At 53.4% G+C, this 12,614-nt stretch carries 8 protein-coding genes; 5 read left to right on the top strand and 3 right to left on the bottom strand.

Translation table 11 applies throughout. The features are described 5' to 3' along the window. Window positions 1-191 precede the first annotated feature (191 nt). The 4 genes from K239x_RS01860 to K239x_RS01845 all read left to right on the top strand — a co-directional run bounded on the left by K239x_RS01860 (window position 192) and on the right by K239x_RS01845 (window position 4,279). Window positions 192-1,595 (top strand): hypothetical protein, encoded by a 1,404-nt coding sequence (locus K239x_RS01860; protein WP_419189567.1) that lies wholly within the window; start codon window positions 192-194, stop codon window positions 1,593-1,595. A gap of 150 nt (window positions 1,596-1,745) precedes the next feature. Further along, window positions 1,746-2,960: a leucine-rich repeat domain-containing protein gene (locus K239x_RS01855; RefSeq protein ID WP_419189566.1), complete on the top strand. Its 1,215-nt coding sequence runs from the start codon at window positions 1,746-1,748 to the stop codon at window positions 2,958-2,960. A 16-nt stretch (window positions 2,961-2,976) separates the two neighbouring features. Then, complete coding sequence (locus K239x_RS01850; protein ID WP_145415989.1) at window positions 2,977-3,204, top strand: hypothetical protein; 228 nt, start codon at window positions 2,977-2,979, stop codon at window positions 3,202-3,204. A 28-nt stretch (window positions 3,205-3,232) separates the two neighbouring features. Further along, a complete protein-coding gene (locus K239x_RS01845; RefSeq protein ID WP_145415988.1) occupies window positions 3,233-4,279 on the top strand; it encodes an alcohol dehydrogenase catalytic domain-containing protein in 1,047 nt (348 codons plus the stop codon). Here the strand turns inward: K239x_RS01845 and K239x_RS01840 are convergent. Continuing rightward, window positions 4,263-5,309 carry a hypothetical protein gene (locus tag K239x_RS01840; RefSeq protein WP_419189565.1) on the bottom strand — a complete coding sequence of 349 codons (1,047 nt, stop codon included), beginning with the start codon at window positions 5,307-5,309 and terminating at the stop codon, window positions 4,263-4,265. The two genes, K239x_RS01845 and K239x_RS01840, sit on opposite strands and share 17 nt — an antisense overlap. A gap of 174 nt (window positions 5,310-5,483) precedes the next feature. Between K239x_RS01840 and K239x_RS01835 the strand changes: the two genes are divergently transcribed. Continuing rightward, complete coding sequence (locus K239x_RS01835) at window positions 5,484-7,616, top strand: tetratricopeptide repeat protein (protein ID WP_145415986.1); 2,133 nt, start codon at window positions 5,484-5,486, stop codon at window positions 7,614-7,616. Between the two features lie 39 nt (window positions 7,617-7,655). Here the strand turns inward: K239x_RS01835 and K239x_RS01830 are convergent, their stop codons facing one another. Further along, a complete protein-coding gene (locus tag K239x_RS01830) occupies window positions 7,656-9,065 on the bottom strand; it encodes a DUF1552 domain-containing protein (RefSeq protein WP_145415985.1) in 1,410 nt (469 codons plus the stop codon). A 39-nt stretch (window positions 9,066-9,104) separates the two neighbouring features. Beyond that, on the bottom strand, window positions 9,105-12,368 hold the full coding sequence (locus tag K239x_RS01825; RefSeq protein WP_145415984.1) for a DUF1592 domain-containing protein: 3,264 nt from the start codon (window positions 12,366-12,368) through the stop codon (window positions 9,105-9,107). Between the last annotated feature and the right edge of the window lie 246 nt (window positions 12,369-12,614).

Raw genomic sequence — 12,614 nt, 5'->3', positions numbered from 1 at the left:
TGGATTGCGTCAATGAGAACGATGGTAAGCCACGACCAACACGATCGCTACAGGAGGAGACCAGCCAGACGGTAGCTACGATGAATTATCCGAACCATTGGACAGCCGCGCCGCTTGGATTGGAAAGTGTCTGCCAGTTTGCCATACAATAGCGGACACTGTTTCAGAACACTGCTTGGGGGATCATTTCCGTGCGACTCGACAAAACCGCTTTGAATCGCCGCCGTGCGATGGCGTTCGGAGCAGCAGGCACGTTGACGGCCAAGCAACTGCCAGCTCAAAAAACCGTGTCACCACCTTTGCTTGATCAATCGACGCAATCGAAAATCAGCGTTCTGCTTCCTCGGGACCGCGTGCCGCTATCGTTCGTCATCGACGATTCGACTTGCTTGGTGAACATGGGGCACTTTTGCACGCCGCAGTTCGCAACCGCTTGGCCGGACCGCGCGGAGTACAAACAACCTTGGCAAGAGTGGCCGCGTGAGATTCCCGATTCATTCGTACGCGAGTTTGGCGAGTGGTGCTCGGAAAACGGAGTCAAAGGAAAATACAGCATCGTCCCCTACCCCGCGTGTGTCGGTTGGATGGACCGCGAACTCCCCGGTTGGTCACGACGACAGTTGCAAGACAGCCTGAAATTAGTGCGTGATCTGATGGTGCCGAACTGGGACATTCACCCAGAGATGATCACCCACACGCGCGTGATCGATTTAAAAACCGGTCGCCCGATGCAGGAGATCAACAAAGCGACCATGGAAAATTCGTTTCCACAAGAAAAGAAGAGCGTGGATGAATTGGCTGCCTACTTGGCTTACGCGCTTCGCATTTTGAAAAACTGCGGTCTTCCTTGCGAGGGCGTCACAACACCCGGGGGATTTGGCAACGCAGTCAAGAAGGAATTGCCCGCCGCTGTTCATCAAGCCGTTCGCGATGTCTTTGGCACTGAACTGCCGCACTATTTCAAGTATGTCGAAATGGGTGACGACACCGAACCCAAACTAGAAAACCTTTCCGCACTTGATTCCACCTACCCGCAAGTGACAGCCAACGTGTTGGCGGGAACCGGTGATTGGTTTGGAGGGTGGCAAGGTATCCGCACAATCGAACAACAACGCTACCTTTCGCCGGACGGTCAAACGGGACGGATGGCTGATCTCATTCGTGCAAGGCAACCCGCTGTCATGCTGTGTCATTGGCCGGGCATGTTCAACAATGGATCCAAAGACGGCTTTCACGCATTTCAGTCGATCGTCAGAACAATTGCGTCGGTGTACGGCAAACAGACCGTGTGGATGAAGCTAAGTGAAATCGGACGCTACTGGGCGGCGAAACGACTGACTAAAATCACGTTGACTGACGGCAAAATATCTCTCATCGCGCCGTTCGCCACCCAGTGCTTTACACTCAGTATTCCCCGATCAAGCAATATCGCCGCATCCAATCAGCTGACTTTGTCACACGGGTCTCAGTCGCAATTGATCAAGCGTGTCTCAAGCGAATGGAAATTGAACAGCAACACGTTCTTTGTTGATCATCAGTCCGTGAAAGTCTGCTTTGATCTCACGAAAGGAATTAGTTCCATTCAGACCAGCTGATCACGGAATTTTTCAGTCAAGATTTAGGTCGCGTTGATAGTCCACCGTCAAAGTTTGCCGTACAGTTCGCACGCACAGAGAACTCCCATTTTGCCGTCCGTGTCAGTCTCCTCCGTCGTATCGTTCGCGATTCTCCTTGCCCTTAGCAGCATGGCCTTCGCCGACGATATTCAAACCTCCCCAAAGGAGCTTTATGAGATTGCCGCTGACTTAGAAAACCCACGCTTCGGCGTAAGAGAATCAGCCAGTCGCCGGTTGAAATTGGCGGGCAAGTCCGCGTTGCCTGTCTTGAAATCGACGATCGAAACCGGAAGTCTGGAGTCCGTTTCCCGCTCGCTGGAAATACTGCGACTGATTCACCTCCGTTCGAATCAGCAAGTTTCTCACGAAGCGTCTGCAATCATTCATTCGCTGTCCGACCTGACAACCAACGCGACTTCGCAACGCACGATCGATACGATTGCCCTAGTCCGTAATCGATGGGCTCAGAGTGCCAAGCAACAGCTGCAGGAATTGGGCGTCGACTTTAAGTACCGGAGTTTCGTAACGGTCACAATCGAAAAAGAGTGGGCGGGCACAGATCGCGATCTCCGACTGCTGCAGTACATCTCCGGGCTTGGCACACTTAACATCAGTAAGTCGCCGATTCGCGACAACGGACTACCGGAAATCGCAACACTGCCTGACCTTCAGACCCTCCGAGTTCGCATCCAAGGCTCCGGGCTAATTCATCTGCGGCACCTACCTTCGCTGACATTTCTGTCGCTCAAGTATTCTCAGCTCGCCCCAGACGCTCTTGCTGGATTGACTGGATGCGAAAAACTGCAAAGCCTTGGTTTGGATGACACGAATGTCACCGACGCGGCGATAGCGTGTCTGCCCACGTTGCCAAACCTACGCGACCTTTGGCTCAACGGCACTCGGGTTACACACAGAGGTTTGGCGCAGGTAAAACGCATGCCCAAGATCCGCAAACTGATTCTTACTGGGTTGGATTTAAAAGGCCCTGGACTCTTTCATCTCACTGAAATGCCAACGCTGGAGTACATCTCCCTGAAGCATTCCACTTGTGATGATTCTTGCCTGAGGGCAATCTCGCGACTGACTCAAGTGAAATCCCTGGGACTCGACGACACGCAGGTGACCGATGCGGGCATGGCCCAGCTAGACACTCTAACATTCTCGCTGGAAACTCTCTGGTTGACCAATGACAACATCAGCGACGAATCAATTCAGCATCTCGAAAAGCTGGTTGCAATGAAACAGCTTTACCTGACGGGAACGCAAGTCACCCCCCAAGGCCTTGCCGAAATTCGCAACTCACTCCCTGATTGCCGAGTCACATTTGAGCCCAGCAGTAAGTAGCGTTTGCGGCATCACAATGAACCCGTACGAACCACCCGAAACGAGAGAATCATCTCCCAAACCGCGTGCCAAGTGGAAGACTTGGCCGTTGATCTTTATGAATCTTGCATTCTTGCTGAGTGCTGGACTGGTCGTCGCTCTGCCCAACCGATTGAGCTGGTTAGGCGTGTCTGTCCTGATCTGTCTATCCATCGGAGGCTGGGCATTGGCAAAAAACCTGCAGCAAACCGGATCGAGCGAATAACCATGATCCATCTTTGGGCCAGAGCATCATGAAAGCGGTCTGTTTTGAATCGGTTCAGAAGGTTTCACAGAGAGACATTCCCGACCCCATCATTGAAGATTCCGGCGACGCCATCGTTCAGGTCAACTTAGCCGGACTGTGCGGCAGCGACTTGCATCCGTTCTTTGGTCGCGAGCTCGGTATCGCCCCAGGCACAGTCATGGGACACGAGTTCGTCGGCAAAGTGGTGGAACTCGGTGCGGCGGTCAAAAACTTTCAGACTGGCGATCGCATTTGTTCACCATTTACGACCAACTGTGGGCGTTGTCTTCCGTGCCAAAACGGCCTGACGTCGCGATGTGACCGTGGGCAGCTTTTTGGCTGGCGAGAGCAAGGAACCGGACTGCATGGCGGACAGTCGCAGTACGTGCGTGTCCCGCTGGCTGATTCAACCTTGATGAAAATCCCCAGCAACATGTCCGACGACATCGCGCTGTTGTTGGGCGACAATCTCAGCACGGGATTCTTCTGTGCGGAAATGGCTGGCATTCAACCAGCCGGTGTCTATGTGGTGATCGGATGTGGAACCGTCGGGCTGCTCGCGATCCAAGCGGCAAAAATACTCGGCGCCAACACGGTCATTGCAGTCGACCCCTTAGACTCCCGACGCCAGATCGCGAGACAAATAGGCGCCATCACTTGCGACAATCTCAATGACGTTAGTCAACTGGTCGCCGACCACACCGGCGCAAGGGGTGCCGACGCAGTGATGGAACTGGTGGGATTACCAAACGCTCAAAAAATGGCGATCGATTTACTGAGTGTCGGTGGCACGCTGTCGGTGATCGGCTGTCACTGCAGTCCAAACTTTGCGTTCAGTCCGGCGCAGGCTTACGACAAGAACCTAACCTATCGCACCGGTCGCTGTCCGGCTCGGCACTACATGGGCCAGCTGGCTAGTCGACTCGCTCAGCAACCGATGAATCTTGACTGGGCCATCACTCATCGCTTTGGCATTCACGATGCCGAAGCCGCTTATGAGACCTTCGCTTACCGAAAAGATGACTGCGTCAAAGCCGTTATCGAATTTCCATAGCCGACGTTGCCGATACTTGCAGCACTACCGAGGTATCAAGCGTTGGCTGAACCATGATCAGCCAGTTGGTCGTTTTGGTCGCCTTGGCAGTGTTCTTGAACGAGCGATTGACGTAAGGAATTTTCCCGAAAATCGGCACCTCGCGTTCGATCTCAACTTCGACGTCCCGGGCGATGTAGGGATCGATCAACAGGGTCTGTCCAAACTGCATCTCAACGGCGGCGACGGCTGTCTCCACTTGCTGGATCGGTCGTTGGAGCACCGCACTTTTTTCTCTGCCAAAGACCTTTGTATTTTCGACACCGATAATTTGCTTGCTGATTACCTCGTTCGCCAGGTGAACGTACGTGTCGTCTCGACTGATCGCGCGAACTCGAATCGACGTGCCTTCATCAACGACTTGAATGGTGGGAGTCGCGCTATTTGCAACTGCCGAGCTGCTCGTGATTGACGGATTCTCTTGGCTTGCTGGAGGCATTCCAACGACAAATGGCCTCTGAACAATCTCGTCCATCTGCCCTTCGTTTCCATCAAGCAAGATTATGGTGGGCGCACTGGAGATCTTGGCTCCGGCAGACTGTGTGATCTGAGTGAGAATCTCGTCGCGTTTCTGCCCATCAATCACGGATGTCGCCACGCAAGAAGTCGTGCTCATCGTGCGCGAGCTTTGCAGATCGGATCCCTTTTGAACAAACTCGGTCGGCAGACTTTTCTCTGGGAGTTTCTGAGTTACGAGGCTGACTGAATCCGAACTCAACAGATCGTAAACCGCGGTCCGGCTTTCTTCGTCGACGATAAGGTAGTGAATTTTGACTCGAATCTGTTTTGGCAAACTACGGTCCGTAGCCCGATTTAGCATCCGAGCAGGTGTTGTCATCCCCACGGCTTGCACGGCGGGACCGCGGTTGAACTGACGATTCGTGGCTTGCGAATCTAGCAAACCAGTCTCTTGCGAAAGACTCGGGCTAGAAAAAGTCGCCCAGATGCAAATCAACGCTGCCAATGACCAAGACAATCGACGATAATCCATGCAACAACTTTCTTTGCAAAAAGGGAGGCTTCGCATCGACAAGCTCACTGAAAACGATTGCCGTTCGACCTAACACAATTTTGCTACGGAATTTGTTCACCCGGCGTCAATGCCGAACCCTCCCCCCGGCTCCCTGATCACGTTGCTGGCATTTCCCACCCCTTGTTCAATACGATGTCTGAATCCTCGCAACTAAGTCGCCCCATCGGCATCAGTCTTCGCAAAAAGCTGTTTTTCGCAACCCTTGTGACCTTCGTGTTTTTCGGCCTAGTCGAAGGTCTGCTTGTACTCGCGGGCGTCGGCGAGTCGACCAAAACCAGTGATCCGTTTGTTGGATTCTCCAATCAGTATCCGCTGTTTGTTCCCGATAAATCTACTGATCCAGAGACTCACGTGCACACTGCCAGTGGCAAACTGGTTTGGTTCAACGACCAACAATTCGCACGCAAAAAACCCAAAGGCGTCCGGCGTATTTTTTGCGTCGGTGGTTCAACGACTTTCGGACGCCCCTACGACGACACAACATCGTTCTGTGGTTGGCTACGCGAATTTCTGCCGGTCGTCGACAGCGACACCCAGTGGGAAGTGATCAATGCCGGTGGCGTCAGCTACGCCAGCTACCGAGTAGCTGCGGTGATAGACGAACTTTCGCAATATGATCCCGATCTGTTCATCGTCTACTCAGGGCAAAACGAATTTCTGGAACGCCGAACTTACGAAGACCTTTTCAAACAATCCAGCACGCAGCGAAACGTCACCGCCGCCCTCGGTCGCACCCGCACGCTTTCTGTTTTGAAGCAACTGGTCCGGCCTGTCGGCGACGAAGCAACTACTCCAACCGCCCGGCCGGTTGATACGTCGTCCGCCCAGAAACAACCTCCGATCACGCTTCCTGGCGAAGTCGACGAAATGCTGAACCATACGGTCGGTCCGGCCGATTATCACCGAGATGCAAAATGGCACGCCGACGTACTGCGACACTACCAGTCAAACCTGAAGCGAATGTCGGCGATTGCCAAAAACGCAAACGCGAAAATTCTGTTTGTGGTGCCAGCATCCAATGAAAAAGACTGTTCACCATTCAAAAGCGAGCTCGCCCCAGATCTAAACGACGGTGACCAGCGTCGTTTTGCGGATTTGCTTCAAGCGGCCTCGTCGCCCAATGTTCCTGATTCCGAAAAATTATCGCGGTTCAAGGCAACCAAAGAAATCGACAACCAGTACGCAGACGTCGATTTTCAAATCGGACAAATTCATTTCACTGCAGAATCGTTCGACGAAGCTCGCACCGCTTTTCAGGCGGCATTGGACGGTGACGTATGCCCCTTGCGATCAACCAGCGATTTTCAAGCCGCTCTGCGACAACTTTCGCAGCAGCAAGATCTAATGCTGGTCGATTTTGATGCGCAGCTTCGGCAGCTGTGCCAAACCGAGTACGGCCATTCAATTCTGGGCAAAGAGTACTTCCTCGATCATGTTCACCCGACCATCCAAGTCCACCAAAAACTGTCGCTTTGGATTGTCGAATGTCTCCAGCAACACAAGTGGCTCGCTCAAGTTCCCGTGCCTGAATCAGAAGTGCAGCGCATCAATACGGCTGTTCTGGCGAAAGTGGATCCAGTGGCCCAAGGCGTCGCACTGCGGAATCTCGCAAAGGTACTGCACTGGGCTGGGAAGTTTAGCGAAGCAGAACCGCGTGCGCGTGACGCTCTACGGTTGTTGCCCGATGACCCCGAAAGCCTGCTGGTCCTTGCTGATTGCCTGCATCGCACTGACCAAGTCAATTCGGCGGTTGCAACCTACGACCAACTGCTTGGTACCGCGCCGATGTACACGCGAGCGTACTTGCCGTACGGGGAATTGCTATTCGAACTGCAAGCGTATGAGAAAGCAGAGGACATCTTTTCGGTGGCAGTTCTAACGCTTCCGGACGAAAGTTCCAACCATGTTCGCGCCCAGTATTTTTTAGGAATCACGTACCTCCAGCTAAACGATTTCAAACAGGCTGCTGCATTACTGGCCAACGTCGATCGCCTGTTCCCCGATGACCCAGGCACGCGGCTGTTTTTGGCTCAAAGCCAAGCGGGACTAGGCCATACCGCGCTGGCGATCCAAACCTACAAGAGCGTGCTGAAACTGTCGCCTCAAGACATTGATGCTTTAAATGGACTTGGGCTGCTTTTACTCAATGACAAACAGCTTGGGGAAGCGAAAGAGTGCTTTGAATCAGCTCTCAAAATTGATCCCAGCAATGTTCCAGCCAAAGCCAATCTCGAAATCGTGACTCAGCTAATTGACAAACAATAAGCCGCGATTTCCTTCGGCGTGAATTTACAGCCGTGCTCACTAGGCTCGGATTTTATCGATGGCCTTAGCGTCTCGCTTCGTCGGCCCCAAACGATCCTTCGTGTTCATCGCCGTCAACATCGTATTGTAGACATCGACCCCTTCGGCTCCCACGTCCATGATCTGCCCAGTCTTGAATCGACCGTTGGCACCCGTGATCGCATGAAAGATTCCAGAGAGTTCACGTTTGACGTCATTGTGCCGACCATCGCCCGATTCGGTGCTAATGGTGATGCAAGAATTTTCCAGAATCGATTTCCCGTTGACGTCCTTCGATGAATCCAATCGTTTCAAAAAGTAAGCCACTTCACGCATCTTCATGTGTGCATGGGCGCGAAGCTGTTCGTTCTTGTTGTCCGGGTTGAACTTGTGCCACCATTCGTGGGAACAGCCACCTGAGCCTGATTTGCCAAGCTCTTTTTCGTCGTCGAACTGATAGACCAGTCGTCCGTCGTATTTGTAGTCTCCTGTAATGCGCAGTCGTTCTCCCGCAGCCAAAAATGTCAACGAACCGAAACGAACTCGGTCCAATTCGATCGCGAGGGCATACAGATCGGCCATTAAACGCCACTCACGCGTCAAGTCATCGATCTTCATGTCGATCCCCTCGCCGCCTGGATCCGCCTGACCGCCATGAAGCAGTCGTGACCGTGGTGGTAGCTTGGGTGCATCATCGTCCTTGTCAGTCATCTCAAAGGCGCGTTGTTCAAATTCGCGAATCCGGTCTAAGTGATCCGCGACCCTTGCTCGCGATGCCGATCCCAGAGGCGAATTCGCACCCGTATAGAACTTGTACTGATCGACCACCGAATCCAACACGCTACGATTGAGCTGTTGCTCGCGAGCATCTCCTGAGCTTTCGATTTTCCCGAACACGCGCTCAAACAAGTCACGCGGTTTTTCTTGAATCGTCGCGGCCACTGTGCCGTCTTCGTTGTAGCTATGAACGTAGCGACTGACTCGGCTGCGGCGAAAAAAAGTACCCCCGATCAGTGTCGGCACCATGCCAGCAGGCATTCCGCCGGGATAGTGACTCTTTCGAATGACCTGATCAATTGATGCGCCTCCCGCTTTTGCTTCACCATTGGGCGGCGCGGCAGTAAAGGCCCCCGAGGCACCGTCGAAGTGTGCATTAATGCCAGATTCATCGCAGCGAACCTGATCTACATTCCGCATGATCAACAGTTTGTCACTGAGCGGCTTCAAAGGCTCCAAGACACCATCGAATCCTTCATCCTGTAGCGGTGCAGGAATTCCCAGTCCAAAAAAAACATTGAACGCGCGAACCGGTGCTTCCGCCTTGGCGGCGCCCAGCGCGCTGGACAACATCATCTCCTCCAACAATGGCAAACCGATCGTCGCGGCACCCACGCTGCGGAGCATAGTTCTTCGATTTAGTTTTTGATTCATAACAAGATCCTTCATTGAGAGCGAATGTTCGCTAGCTGATTACTTTGATTCGGTGTTGATCTTACGAACGAGATCGCTCGCTACGATCGCCGTGATGAGTGCTGGATACGTTCCGCCATTCTGCTCTGCTTGTCGATGAATGTCGCTCACGATGGAAGCATCTTCGGCCAGCAGCGGTCGTCCCAAGGCGAACTGCGTAATCTTCCACGTCAACGTTTCTTTGACTCGCTCGCTTTTGGCCAAAATTTCCATCAGCTGCCCCGATGTGCTGTACTTCATGGGCTTTGCATCGCCTGGAATCAGGACCTGACCGTCTTCGCGTAGTTTGTTTCCGTATTCGTCGACGTCATGAAACGCACCGACGCCGTCAAATTTTTCGAGGCCGAACGCAAGTGGTTCAAATTTTCGGTGACAACCGCTGCACGCATCATTGGCGATTCGGTCCTCGGCGATGCCTCGCTGACTGAGCCCCGGTTCGCTTGGCACTGGTGTCGTATCGGTGCCCGGCGGGGGATCTTTAACAATCCCACGAAGCAGTTCGTGCATCACCAACAACCCTCGCGTCACCATCGATGCATCGTCGCCACCAACCGTCAACACACTCCCGTGCGTCATCAATCCTCCCCGACTAGGTACATCGGACAGATCGTACCGAGTCGCTTTGTCTCCTTGCGGTTGGATGCCGTAGTGTTTCGCTAAAGCGGGCGTCAGAAACGTCACCTGAGCACTAAGCAAGTCTGACAGTGGTCGCTTCTGCTTCCAAAGCACTTCTTCGGCAAACATCAATGTTTCATTTCGCATGTCTTGCGCCAACGAAGGTTGCCACTTCGGAAACCGCTCCGGACTGGGCTGCATGTTGTCCATCCGCCCCAAGTTCAACCATTGCGATATGAAGGATAGTGACTGGGATACCGCGCGTGGATCTTGCAACATCCGCTGGACTTGGCTGGCCAGACCTTGGTCGTCGAAGAGATCGCCGGCTTCTGCTGCGGAGTAAAGTTCTTGGTCGGGAGATGCTCCCCAGATGATGTAACTCAACCGCGACGCCAGTTCGTATTCATCCAGCTCTCGTTGCTGTCCGTCGCCACGTTGTTTTTCGATCCGATAAAGAAACTTGGGCGACTGAATCATCGCACGAATCACATAGCCAATCGCATCGTCAACGCTCCCGCCCGCGCTGGCAACCGAAGTCGAAATGCCTCGAAACAGGACAACTTCGTGGCCTTCCAGCGGACCACGCAAAATCCACTTCCCCATCTCTTCGATCAGACCTCGCATGTCGTTATCTGTCATCGACAATCGGCCGCGGAAACGCTTTGCGAACGGACGGACATCTAACTTTGCAACGACAATTTGGGCCAACTTAGCGTAGGCATCCACATGCTGAAGATCCACATTCAAGTTGTAAGCGGTATTGCTAAACCCGTCAGCTCGCATATCGCGCGGCAATATCCGTTTTGCATCTTCATCAACATCGACTCCAAACGTCGCGCGGATTGTTTCGATGTACTCTGGCACCGTCAATCGTCGCAGCCAGATTTGATTTGTGCGTCCTTCGTGAGCGTAAACCGCGGGGTCGATAAAATCGAAAGTCCACTCCGCACCGTCGTCGATCCATTTTCGCAGCACGGTCTTTTCGTCATCCGAAAGCGGCTCGCGATTGCTGGGCATTTCATCGTGTTCGACCGACTGCCAAAGCAAACTGTCGGCTGCATTGTTTGCCACGATCACCTTTCCGCTATCTCCACCGGCCAGTGCGGCGGTTTTTCTCGCCAGGTTCAAACCGCCTTCGCTAACAGCTGATTCATGGCATTCCAAACAGTGTTTTGCCAATAACGGCGCGACCTTGTGTTCAAAAAACAACTGTTGGGGCGACATTTTTTTGGCGATCGCGTGCTCGGGCAATTCCGATGGATCGTCCGTCTGTCCATTGGACCCCGCTTGATAGTTCTGTCTTACTTCGCGCCCAGAAAGATCACGGTTGTAGATCGCCACCAAATGGTAGGTGCCGCGCCACTGCCGACCGCCGGATATCTCGTCCCCTAGAGTCAATCGGTAAGAGGGATCCCAATTGCGCAAACTGCCTTCGACCCTGCCGCTTTGGGCCGGCGCCCCGTCCAGGTAAATCTTGGCGTCGCCGGATTTGCTACGGGTGTATACGATGTGAATCAGCTTCTTTTTTGCGGTGCCGCCCGCAGTCGACGTCGATGGCAGCCCGTTGCCATCCGTGCGATCCGTTCGAAACCGTACGTCGAACCGATTGCCGTCTTGGCCCAACAAAAAGTTCCGATTGACACTGTCTTTGGAAAGCGTGACGATCCGCGCGGGCCCCTTTTGACTCGTGTTCTGAGGTGCAATCCAAGCCTCGATCGAAAAAGCACCGGCTGCCTTTATCGCGCGAGCTAATCGCGTGGCCGGTTTTGCCGAACGAAGTGAAGTGGAACCTTTGATCTCCAATCCGCCGTCGTGTCTAACGACGGCTTTGGTGTCTCCGATCTTCAAATCAATCGGTTCGCCTCTTCCGCTCCGATCACGGACGTGATCCCCAGAGGGTTCGCGAAAATCATACAACGCTTGCAAGCCAGTCGAAATTCGTCGGCGTGATCCTGCAACAGGATCAATCGGTTGACCGTTGTTTGCGGTCGCCAATTTTGCTACCTGAGAACCTGCCGCGAAATTCGCACGAACTTCTTTTTCGGTCAACGCGGTGCTATAGATTGCGACCGCGTGATAAGTGCCTCGAAAGAGTCGATCGCCGGTTAGTTCATTTGCCAACGCCAACCGGCTTGAACTGTCCCAAGCTTTCAGATCACCCGCGCTTTTTCCTTTGGCAACACGTTTGCCATCGATATACATCGACGTGTCGCCACTTTTGGTCCGCGTGTAAAGCAGATGCGTTAACTTCGTCGCCACAGAATTTGCGGGCGATCCAAGTCCAGGCAATCCATTTGCGTCTGTTTTGGCAGAACGAAAACGAACTTCGTAGCGATCTTTGTCTTGGCCGAGCGTAAAGTTTCGTTTTACCGAATTCTGCGACAACGTCACAATTCTCGCCGGACCAGATTGCGATAGCGAATCGGTTCTGACCCAAGCCTCGACACTGAATTGCTGCGACCGCTTGATCGCGTCTGTCACTTTTTTGGCGGGTTCAGCCGACGCAATCGTCGTCTCTCCCGTGACGGTCAACGCCCCATCAGAACGTTTGACTTGGCGGCTGTCTTTGATTTTCAGGTTCAGTGGCGATCCAACTCCGCCGCGATCATAAACCGTGCTACCGCTGGTGGTACTGAAGTCATATCGCACCACCAATCCTCGACTGGTCGCTACGGACTGAGCAAACGCGGGCCTCGCGTTTGCGAATAGGGCGCAGAAGAAAACGACACAGAAAATGCGTATCACGAAGGGATCTCGGCGGGATTCAGGAGGCAGGGCTTCAAGCGAATCGGAAATTCGACCAACTCACTAGCCCACCAGTTTAACAACCGGCCATTCTCTTTGGGGACTCTAAAATCACCAAATGGACCTTGTCCCGGATGCGAACACCATTCC

The sequence above is a fragment of the Stieleria marina genome, assembly GCA_007741555.1.
In the GTDB taxonomy this organism is placed as follows: domain Bacteria; phylum Planctomycetota; class Planctomycetia; order Pirellulales; family Pirellulaceae; genus K23-9.
Note: the sequence above shows the minus strand (reverse complement) of the source record. Positions and strands in the feature narration are given on the sequence as shown.

Excerpts from the sequence above, each read along its gene's own strand:
- K239x_RS01855 (WP_419189566.1), top strand. The coding sequence starts at position 1,746 with ATGGCCTTCGCCGACGATATTCAAACCTCCCCAAAGGAGCTTTATGAG.
- K239x_RS01850 (WP_145415989.1), top strand. The coding sequence starts at position 2,977 with ATGAACCCGTACGAACCACCCGAAACGAGAGAATCATCTCCCAAACCG.
- K239x_RS01845 (WP_145415988.1), top strand. The coding sequence starts at position 3,233 with ATGAAAGCGGTCTGTTTTGAATCGGTTCAGAAGGTTTCACAGAGAGAC.
- K239x_RS01840 (WP_419189565.1), bottom strand. The coding sequence starts at position 5,309 with ATGGATTATCGTCGATTGTCTTGGTCATTGGCAGCGTTGATTTGCATC.
- K239x_RS01835 (WP_145415986.1), top strand. The coding sequence starts at position 5,484 with ATGTCTGAATCCTCGCAACTAAGTCGCCCCATCGGCATCAGTCTTCGC.
- K239x_RS01830 (WP_145415985.1), bottom strand. The coding sequence starts at position 9,065 with ATGAATCAAAAACTAAATCGAAGAACTATGCTCCGCAGCGTGGGTGCC.